At 55.1% G+C, this 18,097-nt stretch carries 14 protein-coding genes; 9 read left to right on the top strand and 5 right to left on the bottom strand.

Features of this window, described 5'->3' with window-relative positions; translation table 11 throughout:
• Positions 1 to 99: 99 nt before the first annotated feature.
• From IPP88_13520 to IPP88_13505, 4 genes are all read right to left on the bottom strand, one after another.
• Positions 100 to 1,611, bottom strand: a complete 1,512-nt coding sequence (locus tag IPP88_13520; protein ID MBL0123693.1) for a DHA2 family efflux MFS transporter permease subunit — start codon at positions 1,609 to 1,611, stop codon at positions 100 to 102.
• Positions 1,612 to 1,685: 74 nt separating this feature from the next.
• The gene (locus IPP88_13515) at positions 1,686 to 2,753 is read right to left on the bottom strand and encodes an HlyD family secretion protein (GenBank protein ID MBL0123692.1); all 1,068 of its coding nucleotides are present in this window, start codon (positions 2,751 to 2,753) and stop codon (positions 1,686 to 1,688) included.
• 487 nt (positions 2,754 to 3,240) lie between these two features.
• Positions 3,241 to 3,852, bottom strand: a complete 612-nt coding sequence (locus IPP88_13510; GenBank protein MBL0123691.1) for an isochorismatase family protein — start codon at positions 3,850 to 3,852, stop codon at positions 3,241 to 3,243.
• Positions 3,853 to 3,870: 18 nt separating this feature from the next.
• On the bottom strand, positions 3,871 to 4,797 hold the full coding sequence (locus IPP88_13505; GenBank protein ID MBL0123690.1) for a hydroxymethylglutaryl-CoA lyase: 927 nt from the start codon (positions 4,795 to 4,797) through the stop codon (positions 3,871 to 3,873).
• A gap of 1,004 nt (positions 4,798 to 5,801) precedes the next feature.
• On the opposite strand from IPP88_13505, the gene prpR reads away from it, so the two are divergent.
• From prpR to IPP88_13460, 9 genes are all read left to right on the top strand, one after another.
• Positions 5,802 to 7,742, top strand: coding sequence for a propionate catabolism operon regulatory protein PrpR (gene prpR / locus IPP88_13500; protein ID MBL0123689.1), 1,941 nt, complete (start codon positions 5,802 to 5,804; stop codon positions 7,740 to 7,742).
• 206 nt (positions 7,743 to 7,948) lie between these two features.
• The gene (locus IPP88_13495; protein ID MBL0123688.1) at positions 7,949 to 8,197 is read left to right on the top strand and encodes a hypothetical protein; all 249 of its coding nucleotides are present in this window, start codon (positions 7,949 to 7,951) and stop codon (positions 8,195 to 8,197) included.
• A complete protein-coding gene (locus IPP88_13490) occupies positions 8,187 to 8,363 on the top strand; it encodes a transposase (GenBank protein MBL0123687.1) in 177 nt (58 codons plus the stop codon). The genes IPP88_13495 and IPP88_13490 overlap by 11 nt, the downstream gene beginning before the upstream one ends.
• Positions 8,364 to 8,623: 260 nt before the next feature.
• Positions 8,624 to 8,917: an IS110 family transposase gene (locus IPP88_13485; GenBank protein MBL0123686.1), complete on the top strand. Its 294-nt coding sequence runs from the start codon at positions 8,624 to 8,626 to the stop codon at positions 8,915 to 8,917.
• Positions 8,918 to 9,253: 336 nt separating this feature from the next.
• On the top strand, positions 9,254 to 11,710 hold the full coding sequence (locus tag IPP88_13480; protein ID MBL0123685.1) for a TonB-dependent receptor plug domain-containing protein: 2,457 nt from the start codon (positions 9,254 to 9,256) through the stop codon (positions 11,708 to 11,710).
• A gap of 354 nt (positions 11,711 to 12,064) precedes the next feature.
• On the top strand, positions 12,065 to 13,267 hold the full coding sequence (locus IPP88_13475) for a hypothetical protein (protein ID MBL0123684.1): 1,203 nt from the start codon (positions 12,065 to 12,067) through the stop codon (positions 13,265 to 13,267).
• A gap of 114 nt (positions 13,268 to 13,381) precedes the next feature.
• Positions 13,382 to 13,555 carry a hypothetical protein gene (locus tag IPP88_13470; protein MBL0123683.1) on the top strand — a complete coding sequence of 58 codons (174 nt, stop codon included), beginning with the start codon at positions 13,382 to 13,384 and terminating at the stop codon, positions 13,553 to 13,555.
• A 371-nt stretch (positions 13,556 to 13,926) separates the two neighbouring features.
• On the top strand, positions 13,927 to 15,099 hold the full coding sequence (locus tag IPP88_13465; protein ID MBL0123682.1) for a TonB-dependent receptor: 1,173 nt from the start codon (positions 13,927 to 13,929) through the stop codon (positions 15,097 to 15,099).
• Positions 15,056 to 16,093 carry a TonB-dependent receptor gene (locus IPP88_13460; protein MBL0123681.1) on the top strand — a complete coding sequence of 346 codons (1,038 nt, stop codon included), beginning with the start codon at positions 15,056 to 15,058 and terminating at the stop codon, positions 16,091 to 16,093. Before IPP88_13465 ends, IPP88_13460 begins: the two co-directional genes overlap by 44 nt.
• A 501-nt stretch (positions 16,094 to 16,594) precedes the next feature.
• On the opposite strand, the gene IPP88_13455 is transcribed toward IPP88_13460, so the two are convergent.
• A complete protein-coding gene (locus tag IPP88_13455; GenBank protein ID MBL0123680.1) occupies positions 16,595 to 17,983 on the bottom strand; it encodes an MFS transporter in 1,389 nt (462 codons plus the stop codon).
• Positions 17,984 to 18,097 lie beyond the last annotated feature (114 nt).

Below are 18,097 nucleotides of genomic sequence, written 5' to 3'. Positions count from 1 at the left end.
GATGCATTCTTGGCACCGTCGGGACGTTGCGGCGAACTGCCGGGCAACAAAACATTACGCAGCCGCAATACAACTGGTTTGAAACACCCAGAGGGCCACTCATGATCGCGAGCTAAGCGGCTGGTCAATCCGATGGCGCATGACAAGCAGCAACGGCAGCAGCGGCAGCACCACTAGCCCCGCAAGCCCGAACACTCGCGTGAAGGCCAACATCGACGCCTGCGCCGACACCTGCGCATCAAGCAATATCAAGGCTTGGGTTGCTGCCACATTGTCAGGGCTACCCTGTGTGGTCAGCATCTGCTGAATTTGCTCTAGCCAATTTGTTGCGAATGGGGAAGTTGCCGTGACATGTTGCAATAGCTCCACCCGGTTCAACGCCTCGAAGTGCAATAGCAATACCGAAGATAATGCAATACCAAGGCTACCGCCGAGTTGTCGCGTCAAGTGATAAATACCACTCGCGTTGGCGATATCTTTGCCCGGAAGATGGCTCATCGCCAGTTGATTGAGCGGAATGAATGTCATGCCCAGCCCAACTCCGAGCAGTACCCGTGGGGGCCAGAAGTCTGCCCAGCCCGATTGCAGGGTGAAGCGCGTATGCATCCACATTGAAACGCCAAAGACGATGAAACCGATTAGCACGTACCAACGCGTATCAAACTGTGTATTGCGGGCCGCGCGACCCATTGTAAAGTGGGTGCAGGCGTTGGCAACCGCACCGGTGAAAATTATGGTGCCTGTGTCCCAGGCAGAAAGGCCGAGAAGGCGCTGTGCATAGAATGGAAATACGAACACCGTGCTATAGACCGCCGCACCAGTGGCCAGCGAAAAACACATTGCCGATGAGAATTGCAGATCGCGCAGGATGCGTAACCCGACGATAGGGTGTGGATGGCGTAGTTCCTGCCATACAAACAGGACCGCAGCCACGCTCGTAACCACAAAATACGCGAGTACCTCTGTCGAATCGAACCAGCCGAGCTTCTGACCGCGCTCGATCATGACCTGAAGGCAGCCGACCGCCAGCGCCAGCAGAAGCAGTCCGGCCGCGTCTATTTGTTCGACTCGTCTGCGGTAAATGGAGTCCGGCACGACGGTAAGCGCCAGCACCAGCGCAATGATACCTAGCGGCAGGTTGATATAGAAAATCCAGGGCCACGACCATGCATCGGTCAACCACCCGCCGAGAGTTGGCCCAAACGTCGGCCCTGTCATAACACCGACACCAAAAAGACCCATCGCGCCGCCCACCTCGCGTTGCGAGAATATTTCGAAGATTGTGGCTTGCGCGGTGGTCAACAACCCGCCGCCGGCAAGTCCTTGCACGATGCGCCAGGACACCATTTCTGCCAGGCTATTTGCGCTGCCGCACATTACCGATGCAAAGGTGAACACTAGAATGGACATTGCGAAGTAGTTGCGCCGACCGACGAAATTCGAAAGCCAACCAGATACAGGTAGCACAATGATGTTGGCAATGACATAGGCGTTCGAAACCCACGCGATTTCCTCCAGTGTTGCACCGAATGTTCCCATCATGTGCGGCATTGCCACGTTGACAATTGAGGCATCTAGTACCTCCAGCATCGACGCCAGGCTAACCGTCACGGCGATCAACCATCTATAAGTTTTGGTCTGCTTAGGCGTATGAACCCGCTGCAGACTGGGTAGCAACGCTTCCACTACAAGTGCTCGATGGTGACCGTCACACTCATCCCGGGCCGCAATTGGCGCTGCGAGTGGGGGCTTTGATTGAGGCGGATCTTGACCGGGACTCTCTGGACCACCTTGGTGAAATTGCCAGTTGCGTTGTCAGGCGGTAATAGCGAAAAACGTGCGCCAGTTGCCGGGCTGAACGTCTCGACTACGCCCCGCAACTCAAGGCTTGGATAAGCGTCGACCGCGACCACGGCGAGCGAACCTAGTCCTATATACTGCAAGTCAGTTTCCTTGAAGTTGGCAATGATCCAGATGTCGTCAACGGCAACAATGTGCATCAATGGCTGGCCGGCTTTGACGGATTGTCCGGCGACAACGCTGCGATGACTGACCACGCCTCCCAACGGCGCCTCAATGCGCGTCTCGTCCACGCGAAGACGAGCGAGGTCGCGTTGCGCCAAGGCCACGGCCACTTGCGCGTTTGCCGCGCTCAGCCCGGCGTGATAGACCTTTGCTTGTTCGTCTGCGGCCCGCGCGTGGTCGCGATACTCTTGTACCTGTGCGCTGGTACTACGCATTTCGGCGACCGCGGCATCCATCGCCTGCTGCGATGACATACCGCGCTCGCGCAGCAAGCGCACGCGATCCATATTACTCATTGCTTGTTCGGCGGCGGCCATCGCCCGTTCGACGCTGGCATGCGCCGCCGCCGCCGTCGCGAGCGCTGCGCTCTTCTGCGCCACTATCTGTCCCGGCTTCCCCGCCCGCCCGGCTGTTGCCTGCGCCATTTCAAGTTCGGCTTCCGCTTTACGCAATAGCGCGCGTTGGTCGGCGTCATCTAAGCTCAACAGGCGGTCGCCTTCATTGACATGCTGATAATCGTCCACGCGAACATCCGCAATGACTCCGCTGATCTTGGCGAGAATAGGCACTACACGCCCCTCAATTTGCGCACTGTCAGTCGAGACATGACGAAGGCCCCACCACACTTTCCACAGCGCCCAACCGAGCAACGCGGCGAGCACAGCAGCCACTATGACGCGGGGCAAAATGGCTGAACTTTGGTCGATTGATGGCGTGATTTCGATCATCGCGAGGTCTTCAAGTCAATAGTCCCGAGGGCGGGACAAATGACCGCATGCGCGCAGTGCATCGGCTATTGTTCTTGGGACAATTTCGGTAGTTTGAAATCCGACGTTTTACTTTCAAGACGCTTGACCGCGTTGAATCGAGCGAGCATCGTCCTGTAGTTCGGCGACGGGCGCAGTGTGCAATGCCACATCGGTTAGCTTGACGATTCCTTGTGGGCGGCAAGCGAGGACGATCTTCTTGTTTATCATTTGTGCTCGCTTAAGAAATGAAAAATTTACCAGCGCCGAAGTGATTTCCGGCGATGGCTAGAATCACTTCCGTCCGAGTGGGTGCAACCAGCGTGATTGCAGACACTGCGATCAAAGCGGTGAGGAGCTTCGTCGTTGTCATAACATTCCCTTATTGTTGTTCGTGGGGCCGCGTCAACCAACGGACATGGACCAAAAAATCAGGGGCCTCCAGATTTTCATCGCGGCTGGTTTGCAATCAATCGATTGCAGTTGCACCAACTCGATCAAGCAGGGCCAGTGCCTGCTGCGTGCTGACTACATCGCCCGTTTTTAGTCCGAGGTCGCGCAGATTGTAGAGGTGAGCCTCGATATCGCGATCACCACATGCATCAGCGGCCACCACAACGCGAAGGTTGTGCTGAAGCGCGTCGACGGTACTTGCGAGCACGCGGCCACTGGTGGAAAAGCCGCAAACCACAACAGAATCCACTCCCGCTCTTTTAACCACGCGGCGAGCGGCTGGCGAAAAAGCGCTTGGTACAGTTTTACGCAATACCAAATCATCCGTGGTCGGCGCCACTCTTGGGTCAATTTCGGCCCAGCGACCCCCCGCGACCAATTCATTCAGACCGGGGAGCTTCTCGCGAAACACTGGTGCCTCATCTGGTGATGCATAGGCATTGGATGTGAAGACGACAGCTAACTTAAGTGCCCGGAAGGCCGCAAGCAGACGCGCGATCATCGCAATGGGAGCGGCACCATCTGTGCCGACAGGTGAAGATGGGTCTGCAAAGCCGAATGTGGCGTCGATAACCAGCAATGCCGGGCGGCGTCCTAGGCCAATGGGATTATTCGACAAGATGGCCATGCTCAGAACTCCTCTCTTTCAGCCGCAGGTCGCGGCAGCGGCCTTGCGTTGATCTTGTGTACGCATCCACTCACTGGTGCGGCCACCCAGCTTGCGAAGGGTGAGTGTTTCTGCCAAGGAGATCGCGAGGCGCAGCGGCGCAATGTCAATACCGGTAGTGAGTCCGCATTGCTCGGCCATCAATACCAGGTCTTCCGTCGCCAAGTTACCGGCGGCGCCAGGCGCGAACGGGCAACCGCCAAGCCCGCCGATGCTTGTGTCGAACTTGCGTATGCCTGCTTCGATCGAGGCCCATGCATTGGCGAGCGCAAAGCCACGTGTGTCGTGAAAGTGCACAGACAGGAGATTAGCGCCAAACTCGCTGACACACTGGGACATAAGCTGCGTAACCGCTCTAGGACTGGCCGCGCCGATAGTGTCGGCGATCACAACCTCCTGTGCGCCAGCACTGAACATGGCTTGCGCCAAAGCTAACACGTGGTGAGTCGGGACTGCCCCCTCGAATGGACACTCATACGCAACAGCGACATAGGCCTTCGCACGTATGCCTGCATCGAGCGCCGCTCGGATAGTGTCGGCGCATACCGCAGCTGCCTCAGCAAGGGTCATATTAATATTTCGTTGGTTCATCGTCTCTGTGGCGGACAAAACCACGGCGATCTCCTTGACTCCGCTCGCGCGTGCACGCGCAAGACCGCGCGCATTGGGCACCAATGCCGAGTACGCCACTTCGTCGGTGCGGGGCAACATGGGGTAGAGGCTATCGGCGTCGGCCATTTGTGGGACCGCTTTGGGCGAAACGAAACTGGTTACCTCGATTGATCGAATGCCCGCATCAACCAGCGAAGAAATCAGGCGCAGCTTATCCGCGCATACGACCGCAACGGCCTGATTCTGCAAACCATCTCGTGGCCCAACCTCGTTGATGCGTAGCAAATCGCTCATGCTCGATTCCTTTATGCAACTGCTTAAGTCATTTTGACGGCCATCCGTCTATGAAACTTGTGGCAGTTCATTTTGCCGCCGCGAACATACCGGCGCTGAAACATACCTGTCTCAATCGCCTGAAACGGGAATGAAACAATTTTTCTGAAATTGTTCCAATTAATTAGTATGTAGCAAGATGCTTGCCAGATGAATTCCGTTGTCAAATTGAACATCGCCTCTTGCCGATGAATTCGTCGCTTGTTGTCTCTGTTGCGGACAAAACCACGGCGATTTTTCTAACGCCCCTCGCAAGGGCACGTTCAAGGACGCGCGCATTGGGCACTAACGCCGAGTATGCCGACTTCGTCGGTACGAGGCAGCGAGGGGTAGAGCTTATCGGCGTCCGCCATTTGCGGGACTGCCTTGGAAGACACGAAGTTGGTTGCCTCGATTGATTGGATACCAGCATCGACCAATGCAACGACCAACCGCAGCTTATCGGCGCACGCGACCGCGATGGTTTGATCTTGCAATCCATCTCGCAGCCCACCTCGTTAATTCGTAGCAAATCGTCCAACTTCAATTTCCCTTCTGGAACCGCTGGACTCTTTTCGAAGACGATACATGCATCCCCCTTGCAGCACGACGCTACATCATCACGATCATCGTTACACGGGATTGTGTGCGACAGAAAATTTTGGAACAGAAGTGCAACAAAATCGTCATTACCGTTACAATAGTAAAATTTCAAGGTGCGTGTCAGGCTAGTTAATTCGTCAATTTGGCTGTTGGTTCTCAATGGCTTGGTCGGCATATATCTGCCGTAAAAACAGAGAGTTACCACGGTATTCGCGAATGAAATATGCATTTCATGAACAAGATGCACGCGGACAAATCCGGCATTGCGCCTCGCAACGCACATGAAACAATCGTGTAATATGTTGAACGACGATTGAAACGCCACCTAGCTGTCGTATCGGCCAATGGAATAAGTCTCGACGCTGTTCCACAAGGAGAAAACATTGTTATCTAGTAAGCATCGTCGGGCGCGTATTTCCGTACTCGGCTATGGCACGCTTAGTCGGCTGGTGCACACGGTCGCGTCCGAGTTTTCCGACCGCGCCGAAATTGACGTGACAGAAGTCGTGCTCGATCATGCGCTTGCCTTGGGTAAAGTGATCGAAAAAGACCGCCAGGCTGACGTAATCATCACGGCCGGCGCAAATGCCGTACTTTTACGCGCCGCTCTGTCCCTGCCGGTCGTCACAATAAAAATCACCGGCTTCGACTTTCTACAGGCACTGCAGCGAGCGCGCAAGGTTTCCGATCGTATCGGAGTGGGTATCTTTCGCGAGAAGTTCGACGTGCTTGAGAATGTAAAGGACATGCTCCAAGTTCACATCTCGCAGCAGCCGTACGAAACCAGGGAGGATGCACGAGAAAGCTTTCGACGACTGCGCGAGGACGGCTACCAAGTGATCGTCGGATCGAGCTTGGTAGTCGAATTGGCTGAGAGCAGCGGCCTCACAGGGATACTTATCTACAGCCTTGAATCCGTCCGACAAGCGTTCGAGGATGCCATACAGATTTCGGAACTGACAATCCTTGAAGCAGCACGCTATGACAACCTCAACGGTGTATTGCGCAATCTGCACGAAGCAGTACTGGCGGTCGATACCGACAACCGGATTACCGCCATTAATCCGCTGATGGAACGGATCATCAACGCCGTGGACCGAAACTCGATCGGGCGTACCCTTTCGGAACTGGCTCCACAGTTTTCGTTGGCCGATGTGCTTGCCGAAAATGACGCAGGCATCGATTCAGTGGTGCAGTGCGCCGACAAGCTGTACCTCATGTCCCGTACCGCGATACGCGAGTCGGGCATTATTACCGGCGCACTGCTGACCCTTTCCGACACCCATGACATTAAGCGTGCCGACACTGTCGTACGATCGCAACGCAAGACCCGCAGTTTGTCCGCACGATACGATTTCAGCCAGATTCTCGGCACCAGTCCGGCAGTTCGACATGCGCGTGCCGTCGCCGAGCGTTGTGCCAAGACTGGTTCGACGGTGCTCATTACTGGTGAGAGCGGCACTGGCAAAGAACTGTTCGCACAGGCCATCCACAATGCTAGCGAGCGCGGCAACAAACCCTTCATCGCGTTAAACTGCGCGGCGTTTCCTGAGTCCTTGCTGGAAAGTGAGTTGTTCGGCTACGACGAGGGCGCGTTCACAGGTTCGCGTAAGGGCGGGAAACCTGGTCTTTTCGAGACTGCGCACACAGGTACCATTTTTCTCGACGAGATCGGCGACATGCCTTTGTCCATGCAGACGCGCTTGTTGCGAGTACTGCAGGAGCGAGAAGTGGTCCGACTCGGTAGCTTGCAACCGATTCCAATAGATGTTCGCGTGATCGCCGCGACGCATTGTCATTTGCCGGAACGGATCGCGCGCGGAACATTCCGTGCGGACCTGTACTATCGCATCAATATTTTGCGAATGGCACTTCCCGCGCTCAGAGAGCGGCCCGAAGACATCGGAAGCTTGGCACTTCAGTTGTTGTTCACAATATTGCGCCGACAGGGTTGCAGTTTGCCTGCGGATCAGATACTGGCACCATTACTGCCTAGCCTGATCAAATACGCATGGCCAGGTAATGTACGGGAATTGGAAAACATCATGGAGCGCTTTGCAGCTTATGTCGGCGCATTGAGAAACGCTAAAGAAATCGACTATTTTGCTTTCATGCTCGACGTGCAAGAGCTGAATCCGACCCTGGCGCCGTTGCCGCAAGACGACATTATTCCTATACCCGAGATGCCTGTAAGAATTGGCACAGCGACGATCGTCGATGCGTTGTCGCGGGCTGGTGGCAACAAGCAGGTTGCGGCGTCACTATTGGGTATTAGCCGAACCACGTTATGGAGGAAGCTGCGCGGAGAACGCCTTCTGGAATAGGTGTTATCGAGTTTCTTTTTAGCACGCCGCGTGACCGATGCGGCGCCGTGGGTACCTGAGGTCGCCGCAAGCGTCGCCGGATTGATCAATACGGCATAGAGACGTCTTGGCTGGGAGCCTGTGCGCCGGTCAGCGATTCAGGCATTGTCGCCTAATGGGATGCTCCTCCCATTTTGAACGGCATTATCGTGCCAGCTGGCGCTCTTATGGTATGGGTTGCCAGCAATGAACGGAAGGAGTCCGAGATAAATGCCATTGCGATCGCCGTCGATCTGCCAGAGAGCGTCTTTCAACTGGACGTTGCCGACTCGCAATGGAAAATTGTCGAACGCAGGCGTCTCACGCGATCACAGCTCGAACGCTGGTTCCTCAAACGCGCGGTGGGCTTGGTCGTGATGGGAAGCCTGCGGATCGGCACACCACTGAGCGCGCTGGCTGAATGGATTGTGGTTTGAAGTCAAGTTGCTGCCGCCGGTTTATGTGCGCGCCTACGTGAATTGCAACAAGACCAATGCCACCGCGCTCCTGGAAACGGCACGGTTATCGGATATCCAGCCGGTCAAGGTCAAGTCGGTCGAGCAACAAGACCTGCAGGGATTGCATCGCGCTCGCTCGCGGTAGATGGGTATCCGCACCAGACGCATCAATGCGCGGCGCAGCTTCTGCCATGAATTCGGAATCAGCTTTCCTCAGGGGTCCCGCGTCGGAATCGAACATATCAGACGGGTACTGGCGGATCCGCACTCGGCGGTGCCGGAGATGGTTCGCTGCCTGATGGAACTGCTGGTCGAGGAGATTCACCTTCTCGAAGCGGCACCTCGGCCAGTTCGAACGCGAATTGTCGGCCGTGGCGCAAACACAGCGCGGCTTGCAAGACCTTGATGTCGATTCCCAGCGTCGGCCAAGTGATCGCAACCGCCGTAATGGCGTCGACTAGCGGTAACGTGCGGCACTTCCAGTCTGCCCGACACTTTGTCTCCTTGCTCGTGCTCACGTCCACGGAGACTTCATCCGGCCATATCCGGCACATGGGCCGGATCAGCAAGCGGCGATTGCTATCTGCGCATGCCGCGCGCTCGGTCATGCGGGCGACGACTGTCGCTCAACGAGCCGGATGGTCCCGAATTATCACGACATCTGATTGTTTTGGCCAAGCGATATTTCAGCGCGAATGAACCATGCCCCGCCTTGAAGACCGGATCGGTTCATGCAGCTTGCCGTGAGACCAAAGTTGGAGTTTCGCGTTTGTGAAGCGAATTCTTGAGTTTCAGGTATTGGTTACAAGCCGGACACCCAAGGTCCCAATATAAATGAAACGAATAGTTGTTTCATATATAGCGTGCGGCTGTTCCAAACCTAATTCGAGATTGGAAAAACGTCCCATTTGGCACTTGGCAAAGTCTTTTCTGACAAATTATCTATGGCATGCAACTTGCTTTTGATACGCATTGGCAAGTTTCGAATCGCAGAAACCAATTGAATTGTCCAGTGAATATAACAAGGAGGCTCGCATGCAATTGAAATTACTTCTCATAACTGCCATGAGCGTCGCAAGCAGCCACGTCGGCGCGCAAACTGCTCCAGCCAGTGCCGCGCCAGTTAGTACTGCCGTCGAAGAGAGCGCGTCCCTTGAAGAAATCGTGGTGACGGCACGCAAAATTGGGGAACGCTTGCAGGATGTGCCGCTTTCCATCCGTGCCCTTACCGGCAAAGATCTTCAGGAGCTCGGGGTCACTTCGCTTAGTGAGCTTTCGCAATTTACCCCTGGTCTTAGTTATTCTCCGGATTTTGGTCGCACGGGGGAGCGACCCGTCATTCGAGGCATTTCAACGAATCGTAACGACGCGCCACAGCCGGTGTCGGTGTTCGTCAATGGCGTATACGTGCGCGACGCGGCACTTGGCCTTGTGCTCGATGACGTGCAGCGTGTCGAGGTTATAAAGGGGCCGCAATCTGCACTTTATGGGCGTTCAACCTATGCCGGCGCGATTAATTACATCACCGTGAAGCCGGAAAACGAACTAACCGGAAAAGTATCCGCGACGGTCGCCGGTCAGGGGGGAGAGAAATCACTCTTTGGAGCCATAACCCTGCCAATTTTGCCGAGCGTGCTTTCGGCGCGCCTTAGAGCGAGGAACTATGAGTACGGTGGCCAATACACCAATAGTCAAACCGGCAACAAAATAGGTAATGAGCGTACCAAGTCAGGCGGCGGAGAGTTATCTTTCACACCGTCAAAGACCTTCGATGCGCTATTTTCATTAGATTATTCCGTCGATCGCGATGGCCTATTTGCAGCGGCAGTTCGCACGATTCCGACTCAGGCAGGCGGCGTGGTGACGAACCAGAACGGATCCTCTAACGCTGCGAATGGTACTAGCTGCGACGGTCATGTAATCAATATTGTTGGAAATAACCCAGCTACCGGTCTCCCTGATCCGGCATTCCCGGCCTCGCTTACAACGCGTACCAATGGCTGGCCCTGTGGCGCATCGACGTTTTCTGGCAGGACTGTGCGGCTCAATGAGACCGACTTCGTCAATTACACCGACCCGAAGACCGGCATCAACTACGGCAACATTGCAGGACTTGATCGCAATGTGTTGCGTGGATCAGCAACGTTGAATTACCACTTTGGCGGCGGGTACACGCTAACTTCGCAGAGTGCTTACACACGCCAGAAGTCCAATTTGGGGGCGGACCAATCCTATAACGGAACACGCTTTGCGCCTGGCTTTGGCTTCCCGGCATCTTCATGGCTGACTTACGACCGTGACCGACTCAACTACCTTTCGCAGGAATTGCGCCTGATGTCGCCTCAAGATGCCGCGTTGACTTGGTTGATCGGCGCTTTCTACTACAAGGAAAACGGGCACGGCGAAACTTCCGGCGTGATTGCGCAAAATGCGACGCTACAGACCATTGCTGATCCCCTGCGGCCAAAGCCAGAGTCGAGTGTGCGCAGCCTCTCACCCTTCGGTCGTGTGCAATATACAATGAGTGAAACGATAAAACTTTCGGCCGAAGGGCGCTTTGGAAACGAGCGGGTTCAGATCGGCGGTCCAGCGCTCGGCACGGCAATTGTAAGTGTCGGCACTTGTACGGCGGGTCAACTCTGCTACGTGAGTGGTAGCAAGACCTTCAGGGACTTCGCGCCGCGTTTCACATTTGACTATAAGCCGTACAAAGACGTCCTGTTCTACGCTCAGCTGGCAAAGGGTAGCAAAAGTGGTGGCTTCAATACGACCCCTGGTTTGGCGGCAAGTGACTTCGCGTACGATGGCGAGAAGGTCACGTCTGGGGAACTCGGTGCCAAAAGCGAATTTGCCGACCGTAGTATCCGGTTCAACTTTGCACTGTTCCAGAATAATATCTCGGGACTGCAACTATCAAATGTCTCGTCGGTGCAGAATCCATTCACAGGTGCGATTACGTCGACGACCGTCGTGAACAACGTCGGTAAAGCACGGACACGCGGCTTGGAAGCAGAACTTGTTGTGAAGGCGAATCGCTGGCTAACGCTCAGTGGCAATTACGCCTTTACCGACGCCAAGGCGCTCGAAGGCACCGAGATAACGAACGGTACGGTCTTTGGAGGGAATAGGTCGGTGGCGGGATTCACACTGCCGCGCAGCCCAAGGCATTCGGCGGCGGGGTCTGCCGCAATCGATGTCCCGGCTGGTTCGGCTGACCTGCGCGTGTTTGCACGCGCCGATATGGTCTATCAGTCGCGGCGCTACGCAGAGATCCAGAATCTCATTTGGGCGGACCCTTTCACCCATATCAATGCTAGCGCGGGCGTTCACGGCAACGACTGGCGCGCGACGATCTTTGTCAAGAACGCCGCCGATGACGACACCGCACTCAATGGATTTCGCTATCTGGACCCAGCAACATTCCGCCGGACCGCCGTTGATTTCCTTCCAAGGCTTCGCCAGTATGGCATCACGCTTTTGTACGAGTTTTGAGCTGACACATGCAATTGCTATCGCTTTCATTTGCACGCGTGGGCAGATTTGACGATCGATTTGTAACGTATCTGAGCCAAGTTGATCGTCAAAATCGTACTGTGTACCGAACCGGAACGGAAAGTTTGCATTAATAAGCGATACCAGGAGCGGGTTCAGACAATACGGCAGGCATGAGGCACATCTCTTTTTGCCGGCGCGACTACGAACCATGCAAGCGTTTTCTCGACTGAAGTTATAAGACGTGCAACGGTCAATTCTTTGTGGCACCAGAAACGTACTTCGCAATACGCTTCAAACAGGAAATTAAACCATGACACGACTGAGAACAGCTCGCCTTAGGAGTAGCCAAAAATGAAAAGGAAGCTTACCGACCCTGAAATGACGGCAGCTCACGCGACGCGGCGCGGCTTTCTCGGTGTTGCGGCGACTGGTTTCGCCGGGTTGGCACTGCCGGGAGCGGTGGCCGCCTCATCAGGCGCTGGTGCCAAGACCATGGCGGGCGGCGCGCAGGCCACGGTGCCCTTGGTCCACGCCGACGGTTCGTACGATATCGTGCCGCTGGCGAAGGACACCGTGAGTCTCGCAGTGATGCAGACCCGTGTGCGCCCGGTGGATGCCGCCAACCCCGAGAAGGGGCGCAGAGAAAATCTTGCACACATGCTCGACCTGATCGATGGCGTGCAGACCTGGAGTGTCCCGAAAGACCTCCTGTTCTTTCACGAATTCCCCATCACTGGTTTCCGCTTTGAGTGGACGCGCGAGGAAGCGCTGCGCGTGGCCATCGAAATCCCCGGTCCGGAGACGGAAGAGATTTCCAAGGCTGCGCGCAAGTACAAATGCTACATCGTCTTCGGTTCGTATGTCCGCGACGCAGATTGGCCAGGACACTTGCTCTCGATTACCACCATAATCGGACCAGACGGCCGCATCGTTGACAAGCACTGGAAGGCGCGCAGCCTGATGGGAGTTTTTCAGATTGGCACCACCCCCATCGAGTTAATGACCAGCACCGTGTTCAACTGCTATGACCGTTACGTGGAGATGTATGGCCTTGACCACGTCATCCCGGTTACGCGCACACCGCTCGGCAACCTGTGCCTATCCTCCACTCAGGGCGAATTCGAGCTTTTCCGTGCAATGGCGCTGAAAGGCGGCGAGATATTCCTGCGCACCGCCACTGGCGGTTTCATGCAGAACGACATGTGGGCTACTGCCTACTACAACAAGGTATTTTGCGCAGTGTGCAACAATGCGGTGAGCCCGGACATTTCGCGCGTGTTCGAGGATGCCGGTAGCGGCGGCAGCAGCGTCTATGGCCCTCGGGGCGAGGTACTGGCGGAGGCGCGATCCGCTCACGAGCAAGCGGTGACGGCGATCATCCCCATTGCGGCCTTCCGTGCGCAGCACCGCATCCCGGACCTTTGCTGGCCGCTGTATAAGCCGATCTACGACCAGTACGTACAGCAATACCCGGCCAGCAAGTTCACAAAAGCCCTGCCGGCAACTCTTCAAGAGGCGGGGAAGTACCTGCGGTACGACCGGAACTGGAAGTAGCGCGGGGTCCGCCAGGCGTGGTGTTCAGCCGATCCCGATTTTGGCTTCCGTCTTGTCGCTAAGCATGGTGCGGTTGTCGGGACCGTTCAAATGCAGCGTGGCAATTTATCACCCTTGCTCACCAACGGCGGATGGTCAATCGCCGCCAGTAATTTTGCGTTCGGTGCCGGCATTCCATATAAGCCGAACCACGTTGCGGGGATAGCGGCGCGCTTCGCGTTCATTAAGCGAAACGATGCATTGTGCGGTTTGGTTGAAAACGGAACGCCGATGTCTCTCAATCTGTGAAACAAGACTTTGTTTCATACTTGAACTGCAACTGTTCCAAACAGAATATTTGAGCGGAATTACGCCCCGTTGGGGTTGAACGCGGCCCATTCACTTGAATTCCTAGTGGCATGCATTTTGCTCATTGTGTCTTGCGCATTGGCCAGTTTTGAATTGCCGCAACAAATTGTCCAGTGAGTTTCAAGGTTGCGCATGTAGCTACTTTTACTCGCGTTCACACGCATACGCAGGTGGGGTCATCGTTTTGTAGGTTGTCCATCCCGGACTATGTACCAAACCTGCCAAGCGTTTTCTTCGCTATGACCTGCAATACGCTTCCGTCGCGTCGCATGGTAGTAGTCTCAACTAATTAGACTTAACGGAGAATTTCCATGAAGAAGCAGTTCAAGCACCAGTCAAGAAAGAAAGTACTTTCCGTCGCTATTGGTCTTGCGGTTGCTGCTGTGGCATCTCCGTGGTCATACGCGCAGACAGCCGCGAAAGGTGATGCGGTCGCGGATTTAAACAAACTGGAAACGGTCGTCGTCAGCGCGCAAAGACGCGATGAGGAAATGCAAAAGGTGCCGATTTCGATCACCACCATCAATGTCAAGGACATTGAACAAAAACAGATTCGCCGCCTTGATGACATCAAATTTGAGGTGCCCAATATAGTCGTCGAACCCAATACGGGCACGTCGAGTGGCGCCAAGGTATTCATGCGGGGTGTCGGCACGGACGAGTCGCTATTTTCTGCCGATCCTTCGGTGGCAATATATATCGATGATGTTTATATTCCCCGTCAAACCGGCGCACTTTTCGATTTGTTTGACGTGCAACGTATTGAGGTGCTGCGCGGTCCGCAAGGCACGCTATACGGACGTAACGCGACAGGTGGCGCAATCCGATACGTGACCGCCAAGCCGAATGGCCAGGAAAAGTTCGAAATTGATGGGCGAATCGGCAATCTCGCGCGGCAGGATATTCGCGCTGGTCTCAGCACGAAATTGGGCGAAAACGTTGACGCAACATTCGCCGTCATGTCCAAGAATCGCGATGGCTATCTCAAGGACATCACCAACGGGGGCAAAGTCAATGACGAGCAGGTGTATGGCGCCCGCGCAAGCTTTGGCATGAATTTCGGAGCATCGAGCCGCGCGACGCTCGCTTTGGACAGTGTGAAGCAACGCAGCGGGCCAACCTATGCGTCTGGCATCATCGATCCAGCCACGGCATTGCGCGTGGGACGCCCTGTCAACAATGCGGATGGCGATCTTCTAACGATTCAAACGGATCTGCCAAATGGTCTCAACGATCTTGACCAGAGCGGCGTCTCGTTGGTCACTTCCACCAGCTTCGACGGCATGGATTGGCGAAACATCCTTGCGTACCGCAGGATGAGCAATCTGTTATATATCGATGTCGACGGCACCGCGCAAACCCCGCTTTCACCTTTATCAGGACCAGAAGCAGAGCCAGAACAGTTACGAGTCGCAACTTATTTCCACTGGCACAGGCCCATTGCAGTGGACCGGCGGGGTATTTTTCTTCAACGAGAAGAATGACCAGCCAACACGCCAGGATATTTTAGCTACCGGTTCCACCAATACCATCAGCCAAAAAACCAGTGCCGCCGCAGTTTATGGTCAGGCCGACTACAAATTTGACGCGGTATGGAAAGCCACGGGCGGTCTGCGCTACAGCAGCGAGACAAAGGACATGTCGATTGTGTCGATCCGCACCAATGGCACGCAAGCCTTCCAGTTGGCAAAAAAGGAAACGTGGACACGCGCCGACTGGAAAGTGGGCTTGGATGCACAACTTAATCAGGACGTACTCGCATATGCCACGGCCGCAACAGGTTTCAAGAGCGGCGGCTTCAACGGCCGCGCCGCGTCGGTCGCGGCCTTTACCACGCTCAAGCCGGAAATCGTGACGTCCTATGAAATCGGGATGAAAACGACCATTGCCGACGGGCGCGTGCGCTTCAATCTCGACTACTATCTCAACGACTACAAAGATCTGCAACTCACTGCGTTCGACACAAACGGGTTGGCTGTACTGACCAACGCCGCCAGCGCGACACTGAAGGGCGTTGAAGTGGAAGCGACGGCGCAAATTACCAGCGCATGGCAACTGAGCGGCAACCTTGGGACGATCGATGGCAAGTACAAGGACTACACGGCAGCGAACGCCGCGACGTTCGCCGGAAAGCCGCTAAAGCAGGCGCCGAAACAGCAATGGGGGCTTGGTACCAGTTATCGCCTCCGCGTTGGCAAGGACGCCATTATATTCAACGCGAGTGCCAAGCATGTCGGAGATCACTATCAGAACCTCGCAGCCTCGGAACTCATCAAGACGAGCGCCTATACATTGGTCGATGCACGAGTTGGCTATGAAGCCAACGGCGGCAAGTGGGCGTTGGCATTGTGGGGCAAGAATCTGAGCGACAAACAGTATTACACCGGCGGATTCGATATTGCCGGCATTGGCATTGCGAGCGCCTATATTAATGTTCCGCGCACATACGGTGTCGACTTCCGGTATCGTTTTTACTGATACCGAATTCGGCCACATATAGGCGGCGGTTGCAGCAAGGCCCGGCGATTTGCCGGGCCTTGCTGTTTTTGCGGCAGGCATTCACGCGAAGACTCGATCACATAAAGGCAATCAACCGAATACGTGGAGGTGCGAAAACTTCGTAGGGGAATTGTGAAGCGCAAGTGTTGATTGCGGTAGCTGAGGGTCCTTGTCGTCGGCATCGTCAAGGCATCAGGGCGCATTATCCGCCCAATTTAGGCACGGCCCCCATGTCGTCTTGTTGCCGGAAACCATTGCCGTGCCCGATGGCGAGTGTGGTGCGCAATGGCGCATTTCGGCTAAGGTCACTCCTTGTCGGCACAGTTGACTTTGATAATCGCGTTAGCCGCGAATTTGCCAATTCCGCAGCGAGGTTTTCGTGCCACAGGTTTATCGGCTCATTTCGTCAAACAAGATGGCAATTGATGAAATCGGTAGAAGACCCTGTCCCCCCCGGTCTCCTATAGACCATGGCCCTGGTTAAGGCAATTTGATTTCACGTTTAATTTTCGTTGACGCAATCAGCGCCAGGCTCAGCAAGCCGACGAGTAGATAAAACGCTACTTCGTAGCTATTGAATCGATCGAACAATACCCCGGTCAGCCAGATTCCCAATCCGCCGGCGATCGCATCCATCAATGTGATGGTCCCTAGGATCTTCCCCGAATGCGTGAGACCAAAATTGTTGACGGTCTGCAATTGCAGCAAGGTGTACAGGCCACCCCAACCAAAACCGGTGACGACAATTGCTGGCCAGATCAAATCCGCGCGTTGCGTCGCCAGCAATATCAGCCCGATTAGCATCACAAGGATATTGAGGAAGAACACTGTTCGCATATTGAAGTAATCCACCAGCAGGCCGAACAGAAACTTGCTGATGAGTCCCATTGTGAACAGAATGCTGATGCCCATTCCGGCTGCCTGCGGTGTCCAGCCCAAGCCGCGCAGGTGCAGGAAAAGATGGCCCGCCAGCGCAAGCAGCGAATAAAAGGTCGTCATCGCGACCGTAGCCAGTGCCCAAAAACTGACGGTTCGCAAAGCTTGGGTGTATGTCACATCACCCGGTGATGCCGGCAACGAACTGCTACTTGAAACCTCGCCAAAACCCAAAGGCTTCTGGCCCATTTCCTCGGGGCTTCGCGCCAGCCAGAAACAAAGGAAGAACAGCCCCACATTGAAGAGAGACATCCACTCAAACGTCGCGCGCCAGCCTATGCTAGTGATCAGCGCAACAACAACGGGCGTGAACACCACGCCGCCCAGACTGCTACCAACTAAGGCAATTCCGATTGCGGTGCCTCGATGGCTCACGAACCACTGCGATACATGGATCACCGCGACCAGGATCCCTGCGCATACCAGCGCGACACCGAATACTGCATGGATCAAGTACATCTGTGCCAGACTGGTAATGTGCCCATAGGAAAAATAGGCCGCAGCCATCAGCAGACTGCCGATCAGCATCAACTTGCGCACGCCTACCCTATCGATAAGCGCTCCCGCAAACGGCGCGGCTAAGCCCGCGACAAACAGCGTGATCAAATCGCGAAATTTGAGCTGTCCGCGGGACCAGCCGAACTCTTTTAACAGCGATTCATCATAGCCGGTGATACTTGTTGTGGTGAAACCGTTGGTGACCATCAACATAAAAAGGACCAGCAAAGCCATCAGCCATGGGTAGAGTCGTACTGGGTTCTTGCTCGATATGATTGCCTCAACGTGCATGGCGTTTTCCTTAATGTTCGCTGTCATAACATTCCTTGGTAATTCAACTGGGCAAATGCGTACCCTAACAGGGGCCTTAAAATGGTCTGCCCTAAACAGCAGTCGAAATTTATTTTGACAATTAAGAATATATGCGGGATGCACCTCACAACGAGGTGATTGACTTGAATAACCGCTATGCCCCCAATCTACAGAAGCCCGATACCGCGCGACAGCCAGTGATTTCCAGAATCCTGGGAGGGGCCGCCAAATGCGCCT

This window comes from Betaproteobacteria bacterium (assembly GCA_016720925.1).
GTDB lineage: Bacteria > Pseudomonadota > Gammaproteobacteria > Burkholderiales > Usitatibacteraceae > UKL13-2.
The sequence above is the reverse complement of the archived record's forward strand: the minus strand, read 5'-3'. Positions and strand labels throughout refer to the sequence as shown.